Source organism: Sphingobium lignivorans, assembly GCF_014203955.1.
GTDB classification, from domain to species: Bacteria; Pseudomonadota; Alphaproteobacteria; order Sphingomonadales; family Sphingomonadaceae; genus Sphingobium; species Sphingobium lignivorans.
Map to the genome: position 1 here is coordinate 2,338,693 of NZ_JACHKA010000001.1, position 17,502 is coordinate 2,356,194.

The window sequence follows — 17,502 nt, forward strand, 5'->3', positions numbered from 1 at the left end:
AAGAGCGAGATCGATGCTCACCGATCACACTCCCCGAACACGATGTCCATCGCGCCGAGGACGGCGGTGGTGTCGGCGAGCATGTGGCCCTTCATGAGGAAGTCCATGGCCTGCAGATGGCTGAAGGCGGTGGGGCGGATCTTGCAGCGATAGGGCTTGTTGGAGCCGTCGCTCACCAGATAGACGCCGAACTCGCCCTTGGGGCTCTCGGTCGCCACATAGACCTCGCCCTCGGGGACGTGGAAGCCCTCGGTGTAGAGCTTGAAGTGGTGGATCAGCGCTTCCATCGATTGCTTCATCTCGCCGCGCTTGGGCGGGACGACCTTGCGATCGAAGCTGGCGACCGGCCCTTCCGGCATTTCGTTGAGGCACTGCTTCATGATCCGCGCGGACTGGCGGACTTCCTCCACGCGCACCATGAACCGGTCATAGCAGTCATAATTGGTGCCGACGGGGACGTCGAACTCCATGCGGTCATAGACGTCGTAAGGCTGCGCCTTGCGGATATCCCAGGGAATGCCCGAGCCGCGGATCATCGGACCGGAGAAGCCCCATTTGAGCGCGTCTTCCTTCGAGCAGACCGCGATATCGACATTGCGCTGCTTGAAGATGCGGTTGTCCGCCACGAGGCTGATCGCATCCTCGAAGAGGCGCGGCAGGCGATTGTCGAGCCAGTCGCCAATGTCCGTGAGCAGCTTCAGGGGCACGTCCTGATGGACGCCGCCGGGCCGGAAATAGGCGCTGTGCATGCGCGCGCCGGACGCGCGCTCGAAGAAATTGAGGCAATCCTCGCGAATCTCGAACATCCACAGGTTCGGCGTCATCGCGCCCACATCCATCACATGCGACCCCAGGTTCAGCATGTGATTGCAGATGCGGGTCAGCTCCGCGAAGAACACGCGCAGATATTGCGCGCGCAGCGGCACCTCGAGGTTCAGCAGCTTCTCGATCGCGAGCACATAGCTGTGCTCCATGCCGAGCGGCGAGCAATAATCGAGCCGGTCGAAATAAGGCAGCGCCTGCAGATAGGTCTTGTACTCGATCAGCTTCTCGGTGCCGCGATGCAGCAGGCCGACATGCGGATCACAGCGCTCGACGATCTCGCCGTCCATCTCCATGACCAGACGCAGCACGCCATGCGCAGCCGGATGCTGGGGGCCGAAATTGATCGTGTAGTTCTGAATGGCCGTGTCGCCGGGAAAGGGCTCTCCCTCCTCGGCCAGCGGCTGCAGCTTCTCGGCATAGGTCGACATCAGGATTCACCCTCCGGCGCCTTGGGCTTGCGGGCACGCGGGGCCTTGGCCGGCGCATCGCCCGTGGGCGTCGCCTTCCGGGCGCGGGCCGGCTTCTCCGGCTTCACCGTCTCGGCCTCGGCTTTCTTGGTGCGGCTGCGCTTGGCGGCTTCCTTGTTGGCAGGCTCGCCAGCGCCGGTCTGCTCGGGCTTCTCGGTCGTCTTGGGCGTCACCGTGGTCGGCGCGGGCTTCTCCGCCGCATTGGGCGGAGGCGGCGGCGCCGCGACCGGCGTGGGCGCGCCCGGCGCCTGGCCATGCGCCTTCTCGTCCCCGGGCAGCACGTAACGCGCGCCTTCCCACGGACTCATGAAATCGAAGCTGCGGAAATCCTGCGCGAGCTGCACGGGCTGATAGACGACGCGCTTCAGTTCCTCGGAATAGCGCAGCTCGACATAGCCGGTGAGCGGGAAGTCCTTGCGGAAGGGATGCCCCTTGAAGCCATAATCGGTGAGGATGCGCCGCAGGTCCGTATTGCCCTCGAAGAGGACGCCGTACATGTCGAACACCTCGCGCTCCAGCCAGCCGGCGACCGGCCAGAGATGCGTCACCGTCGGCACGGCATGATCCTCGTCAGTGCGCACCTTGACGCGCAGCCGGTGGTTCTTCGTGACCGAAAGCAGATGGTAGCAGACCTCGAAACGCTCGGCGCGCTCGGGATAGTCCACGCCCGCGATTTCCATGAGCTGCTGATAGGCGAACTGGTCGCGCAGCGTCACCATCACATCGGCGAGCGCCTCACGCGTGACGCCGATCGACATCTCGAAATGCGCTTCGCTGACGGCCAGGACAGCATCGCCCAGCGCGGCGCGCAGCGCATCGGCAAGGCCCTCGATCGGCGCGACGCGGGGGGCGGAATGGACTTCGGCCATACTCTCTTCCCTCACCGCTCGATCGTGCCGACGCGGCGGATCTTCCGCTGCAGCTGCATGACGCCATAAAGCAGCGCCTCGGCGGTCGGCGGGCAGCCCGGCACATAGATGTCCACGGGGACGATCCGGTCGCAGCCGCGCACGACGCTGTAGCTATAATGATAATAGCCGCCGCCATTGGCGCACGAGCCCATCGAGATCACATATTTCGGCTCCGACATCTGGTCATAGACCTTGCGGAGCGCGGGCGCCATCTTGTTGCAGAGCGTGCCGGCGACGATCATCACGTCGCTCTGGCGCGGCGAGGCGCGCGGCGCGGCGCCGAAACGCTCCATGTCATAGCGCGGCATGTTCACATGGATCATCTCGACCGCGCAGCAGGCGAGGCCGAAGGTCATCCACCAGAGCGAGCCGGTGCGCGCCCAGGTGAACAGATCTTCCGTGCTGGTGACCAGGAAGCCCTTGTCGCTGACTTCACCCGACAGCGCCTTGAAGAACTCCGGATCCGGCTGGGTTCCGGCCGGCGGCGCGCCGAGCGTGCCGGGCCGTTCAAGCTCTACTCCCAATCGAGGGCTCCCTTCTTCCAGGCATAGACAAGACCGAGCACCAGCTCACCGATGAAGATCATCATGGTGACCCAGCCCGTCCAGCCGATCTCCGACAGGCTGACCGACCAGGGGAACAGGAAGGCAGCTTCGAGATCGAAAATGATGAACAGAATCGCGACGAGATAGAAGCGCACGTCGAACTGGCTGCGCGGATCCTCGAACGCAGGAAAACCGCACTCATATTCGCTGAGCTTCTCCGGGTCCGGCTTGTGCGCGCCGGTGAGGCGCTCGACTGCCATGGGCAGGAAGACGAACGCGCTCGAAAGCAGCAGCGCCACCACCAGGAAAAGCAGGATCGGGAGATATTCCGACAGATCGACCAACGTGAATCCCCTTGGCCAAACAGGGCCTTCGCGGGGGCTTTAGGACTGCTGCACTTGCGAGGCAAGGCCCCGGGGGCTGAGAATGACTCGCAACTAGAGGGAGTTTGCGGCGCCCTTCCCGGACAGGTCCGGACAGGCTCGCGGATGTGGCGCGTCTTGCGGCGGATCGAGGGTGCGGAGAGGTGGTTTGCTATTGCAAATGCCTCGCATAAGCCTTACTTCGACCCTCATGCTCGTCTGCATCTGCAACGCCATCCGCGAAGATGAATTGCGGGAAGTCGCCCGCCACGGGGTCACCTGCCCCGAGGCCGCTTATGCCGTGCTGGGGAAAAGCCCGCAGTGCCGCATCTGCCTCGACCATGCCGAGGACGTGATGAGCGAGGAGCGCGCGCGCTGCGCGGATCGCTGCCCGTCTCGCCAGCGGTTCGAGCCCGCGCCCGGCCTCAGCGCCTGAACCGGTTATCGCGACTTATCGGCAATAGCGCCGGTTTGTCCTGTAAATGCAATCCATTATCCATAATATTTGCGAGACGTTCGCGCGTGAATTCGCGCGGCGCCGCTGTTATGAAGGCCCCTTCAAGACAATGAAACGGGAGCTCCCCCATGAAGGGCGATGAAAAGGTCCTCGATTATCTCAATCAGGCCCTCAAGAACGAACTGACCGCGATCAACCAGTATTTCCTGCACTACCGGCTTCTTCATCACTGGGGAATCGCGCGGCTCGCGAAGTTCGAATATGAAGAATCCATCGACGAGATGAAGCACGCCGACAAACTCGCCGAGCGCATCTTGTTCCTGGACGGCCTCCCCAATTTCCAGCTGCTCGGCCGCCTGCGGATCGGCACGAACGTGGAAGAGATCCTCAAGGCCGATCTCGAAGTGGAGATGGAAGCGATTCCCCTGCTGCGCGACGCCATCCAGCATTGCGAGAGCGTGCGCGACTATGTGACGCGCGACCTGCTGCAGGACATCCTCGACAGCGAGGAAGACCATGTCGACAAGCTCGAGACGCAGTTCGAGATGATCGAACGCATGGGCCTGCAGAATTATATCCAGCTCAACAGCGAAGCCATCGAGGGCTAGGGCGCGGGTTTCGGGGGTGGCGGAAACCAGCGTTTGAGCCATTTCCCCTTGTCATCCCGGACTCGATCCGGGATCCCGCTTCTTCCGGTTCCTCGAACCGGCTGGGTCCGGCGATCTTCAAGGCAGCGGGATCCCGGATCAGGGTCCGGGATGACGTTGTTCATGACGAGATGGGGCGCGCCGCCATCGCCCCGGCATTTGTTCACGTCGCCCAGGGCTCAGGCTGAGAGGCCCTCGCCTTCGCGCATGCGGCAAAAAGCGCCCGTCGGACCTGCCGGCCGGGCGCTTTTGTCTGTCTGGGAAATCGGCGAGCAAGCCGGGCGCGGCGGCCCGGGATGGAAAGGCAGCGCCCAAGCGTGCGCCCCTCCCCCTCTTCAGGCGTTGCGGAGCGAGCCCGCCAGAAGCTTGTGCAGCTTGCTGTGCATGATGTCGTTGCCGGCGAGGATCTCGCGGCGCTCGACCGGCTCGGACCCGCCGCGAAAATCGGTGACGAAGCCGCCTGCTTCCCGCACCAGCAGGATGCCGGCCTGCACGTCCCAGGGCTGCAGCCCCGATTCCCAGAAGCCGTCGAAACGCCCGGACGCCACCCATGCGAGGTCCAGCGTGGCGGCGCCGAAGCGCCGGATGCCCGCCACCGAAGGCGCGATGGCGCCGAAGATGCGGCTGAACTGGGCGAGATCGCCATGGCCAAGAAAGGGTATGCCGGTCGCCACCAGCGCTTCCGACAGGTCACGCCGCGCCGAAACGCGCAGCCGCTGATCGTGGCGCCAGGCCCCGCGCGACTTCTCCGCCCAGTAGCTCTCGTCCGTGATCGGCTGATAGATGAGGCCGGTCGTCACTTCGCCCCAGCCGCGCCCGTCCCGCCGCGGCTCCTGCACGGCGATGGAAATGGCGAAGTGCGGAATGCCGTGGAGGAAATTGCTGGTGCCATCGAGCGGATCGATGACCCAGCGCGGCTTCATCGGATCGCCCTCGATCTCGCCGCCCTCCTCCAGCAGGAAGCCCCAGTCCGGCCGCGCCTTGCGCAACTCCTGGACAAGCGTGTTCTCCGCCTTCTTGTCGGCGACGGAGACGAAGTCCGCCGGCCCCTTGCGGCTGACCTGAAGATGCTGGACCTCGCCGAAATCACGACGAAGCTGCGGTGCGACCTTGCGGGCGGCACGCTCGATGACGGTCAGCAGACCTGAATGGGATACCATGTTCTGTTCCTCTCTTCCGCGCGGGAAGAGTATCTATGCAAGTGTCACTTCTTGGGCGGCTGCGGGGCCATCTCCGGGCGGAAACCGCACACGGCCGCCATGGCGCCAAGCACATTCTCGGGCTTGCTCTTGTCCAGCTTGCGCGCCGTGATCGCCTTGTCGGTGTTCTCGCTGATCTGGCTGAAGGGCACCGAGTAGACGCAGGCGAACAGCACGTTCTTCACGACCTGCGGCACCTTGTCCGACTGCAGACCGCCCATGAACACGCGGAAATTGTTCGCCGCGGCCTGCATCTGCGCCTGGCTGGGCGGCTTGGGCGCCGGCTGGGCCTTCTTGGCCTCCGCGAGGCCGGGCGTGGGCGAAAGCGCCAGGGCAGCGATGCCGAGCGCGAGAGCGAGGCGAGTGCGGGCCATCAGTCAGCCCGCTTCACATATTCGCGCTCGTAGACGTCCACGATGATGCGCGTGCCGGTCGTGATGTGCGGCGGCACCATGACGCGCACGCCATTGTCGAGAATGGCGGGCTTGTAGCTGGCCGAAGCAGTCTGCCCCTTCACCACGGCGTCGGCTTCCACGACGGTGGCTTCCACCTGCTCGGGGAGCTGCACGCTGATCGGGCGCTCCTCGTACATTTCGAGCATCACCATCATGCCATCCTGCAGGAAGGCAGCGGCATCGCCCACCAGATCGGTCGGCAGGCTGATCTGCTCGTAGGTCTCCGTGTCCATGAAGACGAGCATGTCGCCCTCGGCATAGAGATACTGGAAATCCTTGGTATCGAGGCGGATGCGCTCGACCGTCTCGGCGGAGCGGAAGCGCACATTGTTCTTGCGGCCGTCGATGAGGTTCTTCAGCTCCACCTGCATGTAGGCGCCGCCCTTGCCGGGCTGGGTGTGCTGGATCTTCACGGCGCGCCAGAGACCGCCTTCATATTCGATATTGTTGCCGGGACGGATGTCCACGCCGCTGATCTTCATGAGGATCGCCTGTCTGCTAAGGTTGGAAAGAGCCGGAGCGCCCTCTACGCGTCTTGGCGCGGCTCGGCAAGTGGGGCGCGTTCGGGCGAGCCGGGCGCCTGCCCGCGCTTGTCCCGCCGCCCCGGCTGTTCTCAAGCCGGCCGGAAGCGGCTATCCCATCCGGAAAAGACGGCAAGGAGAGGATCGTCATGACGCGCACGCCCGAGGAGCAGGCGAATGTCCGGCTGGTGCTGGACCTGTTCGAGAAAGTGCTCATTCCGATGGACAAGACGCTGGTCGACGATTTCATCGCGGAGGATTATCTGCAGCACAGCTCGCTCGCCGAGCCCGGGCGCGAGGCGCTGAAGGCCTGGCTCGACCATGTCCGCGCGGTTTCGCCGCAGGCCACCCAGACGATCCATCGCGTCTTCGCCGAGGGCGACCATGTCATCACGCACCAGCATGTCGTGCGCTGGCCCGGCGACCCCGGCTTCGCGGTGTGCGACATCTTCCGCATCCGCGACGGCCGCATCGTCGAGCATTGGGACGTGCTGCAGGAAATCCCGGAAAAGCCGGTCAATCCCAACTCGATGTTCGAGAATGGGCGGTAGGGCGGATCGATGGCCGTGGGGCGGCCTGCAGATGGCGGTTATTCGGTATTCGTCCGGAAGGGGCCTGTCGGGATACGACGACATTGCGGACATCGCTCAGTTTTGAGATCATCTCTGAATGCGGTCGTTGAACGTCTTGTTTGTGAGTTGTGCAGCGCTTCTATCCTGTGCCCCGCAGCCAGTCCTCATAGCTTCGGACCGATGTTGGTCCGTCGCCGTTGGCGACAAGGTTGAAGGCACAGCGCTCCTCTTCGCCAATGCAGGCGAAGGATGCATTGAATGCGGTGCATCTGTGTCGGGGCGCGGCTGCTCCGGGGTAGGATTTTCAACCGGAAATGACGCCGTGGCTCAAGCATATGATCGTATCGTGCATTCAGCGCCGGCAGATAACCTCGGATTTGTCCGCCAGGTTGTTTTCTTGTCGGGAGAGGTTGTCGCTAATGCAGCGACAGGAAAGCAGATGATCCGTGCCACCAGCTTACGGCTCGCAACGGAAGATGGCGGCACGTAGAGACCGATGAGAGCCGACCGACCGTTTTTCACCCTAATCGAGCCATTCCGCTATGACATGGCCTTTCGTAAAAGCAGACTCTTCGGACACGACGTCATTGCTGCTGTTGCTCTCTCCCCTTGAGGGGAGAGAAACGGAGGCTTGTCAGCGTGCTGACTAGCCGAAGTTGAGAGGGGGCCAGCAGCCAGCGTGCGACCTCCCCTCTCCCAACCCTCTCCCCTGAAGGGGAGAGGGCTACGGGCGACCCAACAGCGGACAGCCTGGACAAAAGGCTGTTGGCAGCAGCGCCGCGTTTCCGCCGTCATTCCCGTGCACACGGGAATCCAGCCGTGACGGTGCGATGCTGCGCGGTGGTGATCCCGGCAACATGCGATGACGGCGCAGACGGGACTTCGCACCGGACAGTGCCTGCACCCTCGGCTGCCGTCGAAAGGGTGACTGGATTCCCGTTTGCACGGGAATGACGAGGAAAGGTAGGGGCGCCTCCCCTCCTTATCATTCCGCCCGGGTGGTGCAGGCCGTTGAAGCGGATGCCGCGCCGGCCCGCGCCTTGGTCGCGCTGTCGGCGCCATCGGCCCGGCGAGACCGCGTGGGCGCGGGTTTACAGGCGCGCGGCGATCGCTGCGACGCCGTTGCGCACGCCTTCGAACATCTGCCCCTGCGCGAAGGCGGGGATCATCTCCTGCTCGATGATGCTCTGGCATGTCTCGTCGGTCAGCCTGGCTTCCATGCCATAGCCCACCGCGATGCGGACGAGCTGTTCGCGCGGCGCGACGAGGATCACCACGCCGTCATCGATGCCCTTGCGCCCGATGCCCCAGCGATTGCCCAGATCGCGCGCATAGCCGGCAATGTCGCGACCGCCGAGCGTGGGCACGGTGGCGACGACGAGCTGGTGGCCGGTGCGCGCCTCGAGGGCAGAGAGGTCGCGAGTCAGCGCGTCGCGCTCGGCCGTGCTGAATAGCGCCGCGGCGTCCGTGACGCGCCCGGCCAGCGCGAGATCATGGCCGGGCGCGGGCAGGGAGGCCTCGGGTGCGGATGCTTGGGGCGCGGATGCCTCGGGCACGGATGCTTCGGATGGGGTCGTGTCTGTGGCGGGGCGCGTTTCGGATTGCGCCGGTTGGGCGTGTCCGCACGCCGACAAGCCGGGCCCGCCAGCCACGACGAGGAACAAGGCGGCAGCGGCGAGCGGGCCGTGCAAGGCCCTCAGCCGATGCCGGCCGGTCATCCCAGCACCGGCGTGAAGGCTGCGACGCCAGCACCCGGGCCATCCGGATGGTTCCAGACCGCACCGCTCACCGCGAGGAAATCCGCGCCCGCCTCGACCAGCGGCCGGGCGTTCTGCGCCGTGATGCCGCCGATCGCGACGCAGGGCAGCTCGAACAGCGAGGACCACCAGCGCAGGATATCCGGCTCAGGCCGGTGGCTCGTCTCCTTGGTCTCTGTGGGATAGAAGGCGCCGAACGCGACATAGTCTGCCCCCGCCTCCCCGGCTTCCATCGCCAGATGGCGGCTGTCATGACAGGTCACGCCGATCTGCGGGCCCGGCCCGAGGATGCGGCGCGCCTCGGCGGGATCGCCATCGCCCTGCCCCAGATGCACGCCGTCCGCGCCGAGGCGCTTGGCCAGCGCGATGCTGTCATTGACGATGAAGGCGACCTCCCGCTCGGCGCACAGCGCCTGCAACGGGACGGCGAGCCGCGCGATCTCATGCTCGTCGATGCCCTTGAGGCGGAGCTGGACCGCCGCGACCGGCCCTCCGTCGAGCGCCGCCTTCAGTTGCGCCGGGAAATCCGGGCCGATGGCGGGCGGGGAAATGAGATAGAGCTGGCAGGACGGCATATGGGTCATGCCGCCGCCTTAGAACATGTTCCGCCCGGATTGAATCGGAACCTGCGGGGGATGGTTCTTTTGGCTGGGGATATGTCGGGAGATGCGCTTCCGGGCGGCGTGGGCGAATTCCGAGCCCATGGCGACGCGCCATCTCGTCATCTCGCCATTCACGAGGTCATCCCGGACTCGATCCGGGATCCCGCTGCCTTGAAAATCGCCGGAATCCAGACGGTCTGATAAAAAGGAAGAAGCGGGATCCCGGATCGAGTCCGGGATGACATTGTTCATGAGGAGAGATGGTGCGCCATGGCCTCGGAATTTGTTGACGCCGCCTCGCGCAGGTGCGGCGCCAGCGCCGCGACGAAGGCCGCGCGATCATCGAGCCGGTGCGCGAGGCGGGTGACGGTGCGGCGGCCCATGGGCAGCGGGCCGTCCAGATCGATCATGATGTTGGGCCAGGCGATCAGCGCCAAGTTGGCGGTCTGCCGGTCCCGCACCAGGGTCCTGTCCCAGGAGGTGCGCAGCCCTGCGATCCGATCGAGCGGGACGGAAATCGAGCGCAGCCAGCCGCAGCGCCACAGCAGCACGCCGTCGCGGATCTCGACCGGGCGCGCGCGGAACGAGCGGATGAGCGCGACGAGCCAGAGGAACGCGGCAATGCTCATCACCGAGAGGAGCAGCGCCAGCCATGGCTGCCACAAGGCGACGAGCAGGTGGAGGACGGCGGTCTCCACCGCCATCAGCCCGGCCAGCACCCACATCATCGGCGCGAGGCTGCGATGATAAGGAAAGCGCTCCGCCTCGCTCATGACCGGTCAGGCGGCCAGCGCATCCTCGATGGCGGAGACCAGCGCGGGATCGTCAGGCCGGGTGTCCGGTGCGAAGCGGGCAATCACGGTGCCATCGCGGCCGACGAGGAACTTCTCGAAATTCCAGAGCAGTTCGGGCGGGGCATTGGGCACCATGCCATAGCCGCGCAGCCGCTCGCGGAACGGGCCATCATTGTCAGCCTGCGGGATGGCGGCGGTGAGCTGCGCATAAAGCGGGTGCTTGTCCGGCCCCGTTGCCACCAGCTTCTCGAACATGGGGAAATCCACGCCGAAATTGGTGGTGCAGAAACTCTCGATCTCCGCGTTCGTCCCGGGCTCCTGCCCCGCGAAATCATTGGCGGGGAAACCCAGGACGACGAGTCCCTTGTCCCGATAAGCGGCATGGAGCGCTTCCAGCCCCTCATATTGCGGAGTGAGGCCACATTTGGACGCGACGTTCACGATCAGCAGCACCTTGCCGGCATAATCCGCCAGCGAAGCCTCGGCGCCACGAATGGTCCTGAGCGGGATGTCGGCAAGCGCGGTCATGAGCGGTCTCCGGGCAAGAAAAAGGCAGCGGCCCAAGCATAGGCCGCTGCCCTCATCCTGTCACCGGCGGAATGCCCGGCCAGGCCCCGCCGCGCCGGTCAGGCCGGAACCTTGTCCACGGAAGCCTCGTAGATCTCGTCGATCGCGCTCGCCAGCGAGGCGTTGAATTCCTCATCGCTCATCTGGTGGCGCAGATCCTCCAGCAGCGCGCGGCTGAAGCTCGCGATCACGCCGCGATTCTTCGCCAGCTCGACGCAGGCCTCGGGGCGCTTGAAGCCGCCGGACAGGGCGACCACGCGCAGCACCTTGGGATGATCCACCAGCGGATCGAACAGGCCGGACTTCTCCGGCAGGGAGAGCTTGAGCATCACCTGCTCGCCCTCGGGCAGCGCATCGAGCGCCTTGAGGATTTCCTCGAGCAGGATCTGGTCGGCCTGCGCGCGCTCGGGGCTCTTGATGTTCACTTCCGGCTCGATGATCGGCATCAGGCCGCCCGCGCGCACCTGCTGTGCGACCTCGAACTGCTGCTTGACGATCGCCGCGATGCCCTCGCGATTGGCGAGATTGATGACCGAGCGCTCCTTGGTGCCGAACACGCCCAGCCCCTTGGCGCGGCTCAGGAGCGCGTCCAGATCGGGCATCGGCTTCATCATCTGCACGCCGTTCGCCTCGGCTTCGAGGCCCTTGTCGATCTTGATGAAGGGCACGACGCCGCGCTCGATGAGCGCCGCGGGCGTCGGCTTGCCATCGACGGTGCCGTCCATGGTCTTCTCGAAGAGGATGGCGCCAAGCACCTTCTCGCCCGTGAAGGCCGGCGAGGTGATGATGCGGCTGCGCATCTGGTGGATGAGGCCGAACATCTCGTCATCGCCGGAATAGGCGCTTTCCTCGATGCCATAGCCCAGCAAGGCCTTGGGCGTTGAACCGCCGCTCTGGTCGAGCGCGGCGATGAAGCCTTTTCCGGAAGCGATCTTGGCGGTCATGTCGGCTTGCTGCATCATCCCATCCTGTTTCCATGAATCCCAGAAGGCGCCCGCAGGTGCCCCGTTCGAAGTCTCTTTCACGGGCGCGCGGCAAATTGCAAGCCGGTCAATCATGGTAGCGCCACCGCCTGGCCTGCCCAGCGGGCACGCGATCTCAGGGAGGGGCTCAGCGATGGCCTCAGTGATGATCGTCCGGCCACTCGAAATCCGCGTCCACGACCGGCGTCGGACGCGGGAAGGCGCGGGCATCCCGCACGAGCAGCAGCCCCAGGCCCAGCACCGCGTCCGGTCCCTGATGCGGATCGAGCCCCATCTCCTGCATCCAGGCCACCAGCCTGGCGCTATTCTCGAAGATACCGATCGCCGCCATCTCGATGCCGCCCACCGCATAGCTCTGCGGCGGGCGCGGCGCCTCGCCGCTCTCCAGCATCCCGAGAATATCGTCCCTGACCGTCATGCCGACCCCATCGAAAGCGTTGCGTCAATCGCTTCGCAACCTAACGATGTGCAGCGCCCGCGCAAGGCCGCCGGCGACAGATGCGCCGGCCCGCCCACGATGGCGGCGCGGCTCAGGCCTCCGCCATCAGCGCGGCGACGCCGGGCAGCTCCTTGCCTTCCATCCATTCCAGGAAAGCGCCGCCCGCCGTGGAGACGAACGAGAAGTCGGCGGCCACGCCGGCATGGTTGAGCGCGGCGACGGTGTCGCCACCGCCCGCCACGGAGACCAGCGAGCCTTCCACGGTGAGCGCCGCGGCGGTCTTCGCCAGCGCGACGGTCGCCGTATCGAAAGGCGCCAGCTCGAACGCGCCGAGCGGGCCGTTCCAGACCAGCGTGCGACAGGTCTTGAGCACGTCCGCCAGCGCCTCGACGGCGGCGGGGCCGACATCGAGAATCATTTCGTCGGCCGCCACTTCATTGACGTTGCACAGCCGGTAGCTGGGCGGATTGGCCGCGAATTCCTTCGCCACCGCCACGTCATAGGGCAGATGGATGGTGCAGCCGGCTTCCTCGGCCCGGTCGAAGATCTCGTTGGCGGTCGACACGAGATCATGCTCGCACAGCGACTTGCCGACATCCACGCCGCGCGCGGCAAGGAAGGTGTTGGCCATGCCGCCGCCGATGATGAGATGATCGACCTTCGCGACCAGATTCTCCAGCACGGCGAGCTTGGTGGAGACCTTGGCGCCGCCGACCACAACCGCGACCGGCTTTTGCGGATTGCCGAGCGCCGCTTCCAGCGCATCCAGCTCCTTCTCCATCGATCTGCCCGCAAAGGCCGGCAAGCGATGGGCCAGCCCCTCGGTGGAGCTATGCGCGCGGTGCGCGGCGGAAAAGGCGTCGTTCACATAGAAGTCGCCCAGCGCCGCCATGGCGTCCGACAGCGCGGGATCATTCTTTTCCTCGCCCGCATGGAAGCGGGTGTTCTCGAGAATGGCGATGTCGCCCGGGCGCATCACGGCGATGCCGGCAGCCGCCGCCTCGCCCTGGCAATCGGGAATGAACTGCACGTCGCGGCCCAGCACCTGCCCCAGCCCGCGCGTGACCAGCGAGAGCGACATGTCCGGGGTCTTCTGCCCCTTGGGCCGCCCGAAATGCGCGAGGATGAGCACCTTGGCGCCCTTGTCCGCCAGCTCCAGCAGCGTCGGCACGGCAGCGCGCAGCCGCGTGTCATCGCTCACCGAACCATCCTGCATGGGCACGTTGAGATCCTCGCGAACCAGCACCGTCTTGCCGGTGATGTCGCCCATGTCGTCGATTGTCCTGAAAGATTTGGACATGCCGTGCTCCCCACAGGTCTTGCCGCTCGTGCGGGCGTTTCCAGAGCTTCGCGGCGGCGCGGCGGGGACGTTTTCGCCCCGGACCCGCGCCCGCCGTCATGCGAACCGCCGCCGCCGCCCGCATGGGGCAACAGGGCGGCGCGCCTTTTTGCCTTACATCAGGCCAGCGACCACCTTGCTGGTGTCGATCATGCGGTTCGAGAAACCCCATTCATTGTCGTACCAGGAGAGGACGCGGACCAGCTTGCCGTCGATCACGGCCGTTTCCAGGCTGTCGACGGTGGAGCTGCGCGGATCGCCATTATAGTCGATCGAGACCAGCGGCTCGTCCGAATAGCCGAGGATACCCTTGAGCGGACCGCTCTCCGACGCCGCCTTCAGGAGGCCGTTCACTTCCTCGATGGTCGTGGCGCGGCCGGCGATGAACTTGAGGTCGACGACCGAGACGTTGGGCGTGGGCACGCGCACGGACGAACCGTCCAGCTTGCCCTTGAGTTCCGGCAGCACTTCGCCCACGGCGCGGGCGGCGCCCGTCGTGGTCGGGATCATGGAGAGCGCGGCGGCACGGGCGCGGCGCATGTCCTTGTGCAGCTGGTCCAGCGTGTTCTGGTCGTTGGTGTAGCTGTGGATCGTGGTCATGAACCCGCTCTCGATACCGAGCGCATCGTGCAGCACCTTGGCAAGCGGGGCGAGGCAGTTGGTGGTGCAGCTCGCATTGGAGATCACGACGTCCTCGGCGGTCAGCGCCTCGTGATTGACGCCGTAGACCACGGTGCGATCAACGCCGGTGGCGGGCGCCGAGATGACGACGCGCTTGGCGCCGGCGGTCAGGTGCGCGCTGGCCTTCTCCTTGCTCGCGAAGATGCCGGTGCATTCCAGCGCGATTTCCACGCCCATGTCCGCATGCGGCAGCTTGGCGGGATCGCGCTCGGCCGTCACCTTGATGCGCTTGCCGTCGATGACGAGCGTGTCGCCGTCGACGCCGACTTCGCCCGGGAACGCGCCGTGGACGCTGTCACGCTTGAAGAGCAGGGCGTTGGACTTGGCGTCGCCCAGATCATTGATCGCCACCAGCTCGAAGTCGTGATCGGTCCGCTCAAGCAGGGCGCGCGCGACAAGGCGCCCGATCCGTCCGAAGCCGTTGATTGCTACCTTGGTGGCCATGAATGATCTCCTTTCCTTGTTCTCAGTCGAGCGCCGCGACGACGCGTTGCGCGATCGCCCCGGCGGTCAATCCAAAATGTTCGTAGAGGGCCGGTGCCGGTCCGGACAGGCCGAACTGGTCGATGCCGATATTGAGCCCGTCCGCACCGGTGATCGCGCACCAGCCGAAGGTCGTGCCTGCCTCAACGGTGACGCGCAGCGCGCCCGCCGGGAGGACAGAGGCGCGATAGGCCTCGTCCTGCGCGAGGAAGCGCGACATGCTGGGCATCGACACGACGCTGGCGGCAATGCCCTGCGCGCCGAGCTGCTTGGCCGCCTCGACCGCGATCTCCACTTCCGAGCCGGTGCCGATTAGCACCACGCGCGGGGAATCGCCGCCGGAAACTAGCGTGTAGGCGCCCTTTGCGGACAGATTTTCCGATGCGTTATCACGCAGTTGCGGAAGGTTCTGCCGGCTGAGTGCGAGCACCGACGGCGTGCTCTGCTGCGCCAGCGCCAGTTCCCAGCATTCCGCCGTCTCGATCACGTCGCACGGCCGGAACACTTCCAGATTGGGGATCATGCGCAGCGACATGACATGCTCGATCGGCTGGTGCGTGGGACCATCCTCGCCAAGCCCGATGCTGTCATGCGTGAGCACATAGACCACGCGCAGCCGCTGAAGCGCCGACATGCGGATGGCGTTGCGCATATAATCGGAGAAGACGAGGAACGTGCCGCCATAAGGAATCACGCCGCCGTGCAGCGCCATGCCGTTCATGGCCGCCGCCATGCCGAATTCGCGAATGCCGTAATAGACATAGCGGCCCGCGCGATCATCGCGGCTGAAGGCGGCCTTCTGGTCCTTCGACTGGGTGAGGTTGGAGCCGGTGAGATCGGCCGATCCGCCGAACATCTCGGGGAGCTGCACGTTGATCGCATCCAGCGCCATCTCGCTCGCCTTGCGGGTCGCGACTTTCTTCGGCTCGGCGATCAGGCCGTCGAGATACGACCGCAGCGAGAAGTCGGCGGGGAGATCGCCCGCCATCCGGCGCTCGAATTCCGTTTTCTGGGAATGACTTGAGAGGCGATCCTGCCACTGTGCATGAGCCGGGCGGGAGCGCTGGCCAATGGCGAGCCATGCGGCGCGGACATCCTCGGGCAGCTCGAAGGGCGGCAGATCCCAGTCCAGCGCCTGCCGGGTGGCGGCGATCTCGTCCTTGCCGAGCGGCGCGCCATGCACCTTGTGCGAGCCCGCCATGTTCGGCGCGCCCTGCCCGATGCGCGTGCGGCACGCGACGATCGAGGGACGCGGATCGGCCACGGCCTCGGCCAGCGCGCGACGGATATCCGCGAAATCATGCCCGTCGCAATGCGTCACATGCCAACCGGTCGCCGCATAGCGCGCCAGCACGTCCTCGCTCGACGAGAGGTCGACGGACCCGTCGATGGTGATCCTGTTGTCGTCCCACAGCACGGTGAGACGGCCAAGGCCGAGATGACCGGCAAGGCCGATCGCCTCGTGATTGATGCCTTCCATGAGGCAGCCGTCGCCGGCGATCACCCAGGTGCGGTGATCGACGAGTTCGTCCCCGAAGGTGGCATTGAGGTGCCGCTCGGCCATCGCCATGCCGACCGCCATGGCAAGCCCCTGCCCCAGCGGACCGGTCGTGGCTTCCACGCCCGGCAGCTCGAAATTCTCCGGATGCCCCGCGCAGGGGCTGCCGACCTGGCGGAAGGCCGCGATCTGCGCCATCGTCGGCTCTTCATAGCCGGTGAGGTGCAGCAGCGCGTAGATCAGCATCGAGCCATGGCCCGCGGACAGCACGAACCGATCCCGATCCGCCCATTTCGGCGCGGCGGGATCGAACTTCACATGGTCCTTGAACAGCACGGTGGCGACGTCGGCCATGCCCATCGGCATGCCGGGATGGCCACTATTGGCTGCCTGCACCGCGTCCATCGCCAGCACGCGGATCGTGTCGGCAAGGCGCTTTTCGGTGACTGGCATGGGCGAACGCCCCTTTCTTCTTCTCTCGGCGCACCACGGCGCGCATTCAGGTCGGATCTCGCGCCGGAAGGCCTCGGCCGGCGGACCGAACAAGCGAAAGCGCGCCATCGGCATGACGGCGCGAGTCGTTTGCGCCGCCTCCATGTCGGTTCGAGCCGCGAGCGTCAACCTGCGGGGATCGCCACTTGTCCCGCCGGTGCGACCGATCACCCGCTGCACCAGCCGTCGCAGGCAGCCCAACGAACTTTTGCATTCCCCATTTGCCGTGATAAGGATCGGGCATGGCAAGCGACGCGATGATGCAGGCAATCGGACGGCTGGAGCGCGCGATCACGCGCGCCGAGACCCTCGCAAGGCAGGTTGCCGAGCAGCAGGCGCAGGCCATCGAGGCGCAGCTCGCGCAGGATGACCGCGAGGACATGGCCGGCTATGCCGCCACGCCCGGCGCGGGCCATGGCAGCGAACTCGACCCCTTCTCGCGGGACAAGGCGATCGCCGCGCTCAAGTCGCTCGATGCGCTGATCGGCGACCTTCAGAAAGCCCGGAGCGAAGCCTGAGATGGCCGAAGTCAAGATCATGGTCGGTGGCCGGCAATATGCGGTGCATTGTCGCGACGGCGAGGAAGCCCGCCTGCACCAGCTCGCCGGGATGATGTCCGACCGGGTGAATCAGGTGAAAACCGGCAGCCCGGGCCTGACCGAAGTGCGGCAACTGCTCTTCGCCGGCCTGCTGCTCGCCGACACGCTCTCCGACAAGGCGCTCGAGGCGCCCGCGCCGGCCGCACCCGCGGAACCGGCCGCCCCGCCCCCGCCGGTGGACGACCCCGATACGCTGGCCGCGCTCGCAAAACTCGCCGAACGGATCGAAGCGCTCGGCGACAGCCTTGCAGCGCAGCTCTCCAACGCCTAGATAGTCCGGGACGGGTACTGCCCGGTGCGCGCTTTA

General features: G+C 65.7%; 22 protein-coding genes. 5 read left to right on the top strand and 17 right to left on the bottom strand.

The window, feature by feature from the left end:
* Positions 1-17: 17 nt before the first annotated feature.
* The 4 genes from HNP60_RS10830 to ndhC are packed head-to-tail and all read right to left on the bottom strand — an operon-like array spanning position 18 to position 3,092.
* Positions 18-1,256, bottom strand: a complete 1,239-nt coding sequence (locus HNP60_RS10830) for an NADH-quinone oxidoreductase subunit D (RefSeq protein WP_184053425.1) — start codon at positions 1,254-1,256, stop codon at positions 18-20.
* Positions 1,253-2,161 (bottom strand): NADH-quinone oxidoreductase subunit C, encoded by a 909-nt coding sequence (locus tag HNP60_RS10835; RefSeq protein ID WP_184153523.1) that lies wholly within the window; start codon positions 2,159-2,161, stop codon positions 1,253-1,255. The genes HNP60_RS10830 and HNP60_RS10835 overlap by 4 nt, the downstream gene beginning before the upstream one ends.
* A gap of 11 nt (positions 2,162-2,172) precedes the next feature.
* Positions 2,173-2,727 carry a NuoB/complex I 20 kDa subunit family protein gene (locus tag HNP60_RS10840; RefSeq protein ID WP_014076639.1) on the bottom strand — a complete coding sequence of 185 codons (555 nt, stop codon included), beginning with the start codon at positions 2,725-2,727 and terminating at the stop codon, positions 2,173-2,175.
* Positions 2,718-3,092, bottom strand: coding sequence for an NADH-quinone oxidoreductase subunit A (gene ndhC / locus HNP60_RS10845; RefSeq protein ID WP_014076640.1), 375 nt, complete (start codon positions 3,090-3,092; stop codon positions 2,718-2,720). Before ndhC ends, HNP60_RS10840 begins: the two co-directional genes overlap by 10 nt.
* A gap of 229 nt (positions 3,093-3,321) precedes the next feature.
* On the opposite strand from ndhC, the gene HNP60_RS10850 reads away from it, so the two are divergent.
* Positions 3,322-3,546 (top strand): (2Fe-2S)-binding protein, encoded by a 225-nt coding sequence (locus tag HNP60_RS10850; RefSeq protein WP_014076641.1) that lies wholly within the window; start codon positions 3,322-3,324, stop codon positions 3,544-3,546.
* Positions 3,547-3,695: 149 nt separating this feature from the next.
* Positions 3,696-4,175, top strand: a complete 480-nt coding sequence (gene bfr / locus HNP60_RS10855) for a bacterioferritin (RefSeq protein ID WP_184048100.1) — start codon at positions 3,696-3,698, stop codon at positions 4,173-4,175.
* Positions 4,176-4,549: 374 nt separating this feature from the next.
* Here the strand turns inward: bfr and HNP60_RS10860 are convergent, their stop codons facing one another.
* From HNP60_RS10860 to efp, 3 genes are read right to left on the bottom strand one after another with little or no spacing between them, the layout of a single operon-like run.
* Positions 4,550-5,374, bottom strand: coding sequence for an inositol monophosphatase family protein (locus HNP60_RS10860; protein WP_184153526.1), 825 nt, complete (start codon positions 5,372-5,374; stop codon positions 4,550-4,552).
* A gap of 44 nt (positions 5,375-5,418) precedes the next feature.
* Complete coding sequence (locus tag HNP60_RS10865; RefSeq protein WP_184153529.1) at positions 5,419-5,787, bottom strand: hypothetical protein; 369 nt, start codon at positions 5,785-5,787, stop codon at positions 5,419-5,421.
* On the bottom strand, positions 5,787-6,350 hold the full coding sequence (efp, locus tag HNP60_RS10870) for an elongation factor P (protein WP_184048088.1): 564 nt from the start codon (positions 6,348-6,350) through the stop codon (positions 5,787-5,789). The genes HNP60_RS10865 and efp overlap by 1 nt, the downstream gene beginning before the upstream one ends.
* 188 nt (positions 6,351-6,538) lie before the next feature.
* On the opposite strand from efp, the gene HNP60_RS10875 reads away from it, so the two are divergent.
* A complete protein-coding gene (locus HNP60_RS10875; RefSeq protein ID WP_184153532.1) occupies positions 6,539-6,940 on the top strand; it encodes a nuclear transport factor 2 family protein in 402 nt (133 codons plus the stop codon).
* Positions 6,941-8,052: 1,112 nt separating this feature from the next.
* Here the strand turns inward: HNP60_RS10875 and HNP60_RS10880 are convergent.
* From HNP60_RS10880 to tkt, 10 genes are all read right to left on the bottom strand, one after another.
* Positions 8,053-8,517: a TPM domain-containing protein gene (locus HNP60_RS10880; protein WP_184153535.1), complete on the bottom strand. Its 465-nt coding sequence runs from the start codon at positions 8,515-8,517 to the stop codon at positions 8,053-8,055.
* Positions 8,518-8,675: 158 nt separating this feature from the next.
* The gene (gene thiE, locus HNP60_RS10885; protein WP_184153538.1) at positions 8,676-9,302 is read right to left on the bottom strand and encodes a thiamine phosphate synthase; all 627 of its coding nucleotides are present in this window, start codon (positions 9,300-9,302) and stop codon (positions 8,676-8,678) included.
* Between the two features lie 9 nt (positions 9,303-9,311).
* On the bottom strand, positions 9,312-9,572 hold the full coding sequence (locus tag HNP60_RS10890) for a hypothetical protein (RefSeq protein WP_184153541.1): 261 nt from the start codon (positions 9,570-9,572) through the stop codon (positions 9,312-9,314).
* A complete protein-coding gene (locus HNP60_RS10895) occupies positions 9,569-10,093 on the bottom strand; it encodes a hypothetical protein (protein ID WP_184153544.1) in 525 nt (174 codons plus the stop codon). Before HNP60_RS10895 ends, HNP60_RS10890 begins: the two co-directional genes overlap by 4 nt.
* Before the next feature lie 6 nt (positions 10,094-10,099).
* Positions 10,100-10,642 carry a glutathione peroxidase gene (locus HNP60_RS10900; protein WP_184153547.1) on the bottom strand — a complete coding sequence of 181 codons (543 nt, stop codon included), beginning with the start codon at positions 10,640-10,642 and terminating at the stop codon, positions 10,100-10,102.
* Between the two features lie 98 nt (positions 10,643-10,740).
* Positions 10,741-11,640, bottom strand: coding sequence for a fructose bisphosphate aldolase (locus HNP60_RS10905; protein ID WP_148276728.1), 900 nt, complete (start codon positions 11,638-11,640; stop codon positions 10,741-10,743).
* Positions 11,641-11,803: 163 nt separating this feature from the next.
* Complete coding sequence (locus HNP60_RS10910) at positions 11,804-12,082, bottom strand: hypothetical protein (protein WP_184153550.1); 279 nt, start codon at positions 12,080-12,082, stop codon at positions 11,804-11,806.
* Between the two features lie 112 nt (positions 12,083-12,194).
* Positions 12,195-13,403, bottom strand: a complete 1,209-nt coding sequence (locus tag HNP60_RS10915; protein WP_184153553.1) for a phosphoglycerate kinase — start codon at positions 13,401-13,403, stop codon at positions 12,195-12,197.
* Positions 13,404-13,556: 153 nt separating this feature from the next.
* The gene (gene gap / locus HNP60_RS10920; protein ID WP_014076655.1) at positions 13,557-14,567 is read right to left on the bottom strand and encodes a type I glyceraldehyde-3-phosphate dehydrogenase; all 1,011 of its coding nucleotides are present in this window, start codon (positions 14,565-14,567) and stop codon (positions 13,557-13,559) included.
* A 22-nt stretch (positions 14,568-14,589) separates the two neighbouring features.
* A complete protein-coding gene (tkt, locus tag HNP60_RS10925) occupies positions 14,590-16,557 on the bottom strand; it encodes a transketolase (RefSeq protein WP_184153556.1) in 1,968 nt (655 codons plus the stop codon).
* 281 nt (positions 16,558-16,838) lie between these two features.
* Here tkt and HNP60_RS10930 point away from each other — a divergent pair, with 281 nt between their 5' ends.
* Together HNP60_RS10930 and HNP60_RS10935 are read left to right on the top strand one after the other, a co-directional pair.
* On the top strand, positions 16,839-17,114 hold the full coding sequence (locus HNP60_RS10930) for a hypothetical protein (protein ID WP_014076657.1): 276 nt from the start codon (positions 16,839-16,841) through the stop codon (positions 17,112-17,114).
* 1 nt (position 17,115) lies between these two features.
* Entirely contained in the window at positions 17,116-17,466 is a 351-nt protein-coding gene (locus HNP60_RS10935; protein ID WP_014076658.1) for a cell division protein ZapA, read from the top strand.
* Positions 17,467-17,502: the final 36 nt, after the last annotated feature.

Bases quoted from the DNA above. Each gene is read 5' to 3' on its own strand.
- thiE (WP_184153538.1), bottom strand. From the start codon at position 9,302: ATGACCCATATGCCGTCCTGCCAGCTCTATCTCATTTCCCCGCCCGCC.
- HNP60_RS10860 (WP_184153526.1), bottom strand. From the start codon at position 5,374: ATGGTATCCCATTCAGGTCTGCTGACCGTCATCGAGCGTGCCGCCCGC.
- efp (WP_184048088.1), bottom strand. From the start codon at position 6,350: ATGAAGATCAGCGGCGTGGACATCCGTCCCGGCAACAATATCGAATAT.
- tkt (WP_184153556.1), bottom strand. From the start codon at position 16,557: ATGCCAGTCACCGAAAAGCGCCTTGCCGACACGATCCGCGTGCTGGCG.
- HNP60_RS10905 (WP_148276728.1), bottom strand. From the start codon at position 11,640: ATGCAGCAAGCCGACATGACCGCCAAGATCGCTTCCGGAAAAGGCTTC.
- HNP60_RS10865 (WP_184153529.1), bottom strand. From the start codon at position 5,787: ATGGCCCGCACTCGCCTCGCTCTCGCGCTCGGCATCGCTGCCCTGGCG.
- HNP60_RS10915 (WP_184153553.1), bottom strand. From the start codon at position 13,403: ATGTCCAAATCTTTCAGGACAATCGACGACATGGGCGACATCACCGGC.
- HNP60_RS10875 (WP_184153532.1), top strand. From the start codon at position 6,539: ATGACGCGCACGCCCGAGGAGCAGGCGAATGTCCGGCTGGTGCTGGAC.
- HNP60_RS10895 (WP_184153544.1), bottom strand. From the start codon at position 10,093: ATGAGCGAGGCGGAGCGCTTTCCTTATCATCGCAGCCTCGCGCCGATG.
- gap (WP_014076655.1), bottom strand. From the start codon at position 14,567: ATGGCCACCAAGGTAGCAATCAACGGCTTCGGACGGATCGGGCGCCTT.
- bfr (WP_184048100.1), top strand. From the start codon at position 3,696: ATGAAGGGCGATGAAAAGGTCCTCGATTATCTCAATCAGGCCCTCAAG.
- HNP60_RS10890 (WP_184153541.1), bottom strand. From the start codon at position 9,572: ATGAACAATGTCATCCCGGACTCGATCCGGGATCCCGCTTCTTCCTTT.
- HNP60_RS10835 (WP_184153523.1), bottom strand. From the start codon at position 2,161: ATGGCCGAAGTCCATTCCGCCCCCCGCGTCGCGCCGATCGAGGGCCTT.
- HNP60_RS10900 (WP_184153547.1), bottom strand. From the start codon at position 10,642: ATGACCGCGCTTGCCGACATCCCGCTCAGGACCATTCGTGGCGCCGAG.
- HNP60_RS10935 (WP_014076658.1), top strand. From the start codon at position 17,116: ATGGCCGAAGTCAAGATCATGGTCGGTGGCCGGCAATATGCGGTGCAT.
- HNP60_RS10930 (WP_014076657.1), top strand. From the start codon at position 16,839: ATGGCAAGCGACGCGATGATGCAGGCAATCGGACGGCTGGAGCGCGCG.
- HNP60_RS10850 (WP_014076641.1), top strand. From the start codon at position 3,322: ATGCTCGTCTGCATCTGCAACGCCATCCGCGAAGATGAATTGCGGGAA.
- HNP60_RS10910 (WP_184153550.1), bottom strand. From the start codon at position 12,082: ATGACGGTCAGGGACGATATTCTCGGGATGCTGGAGAGCGGCGAGGCG.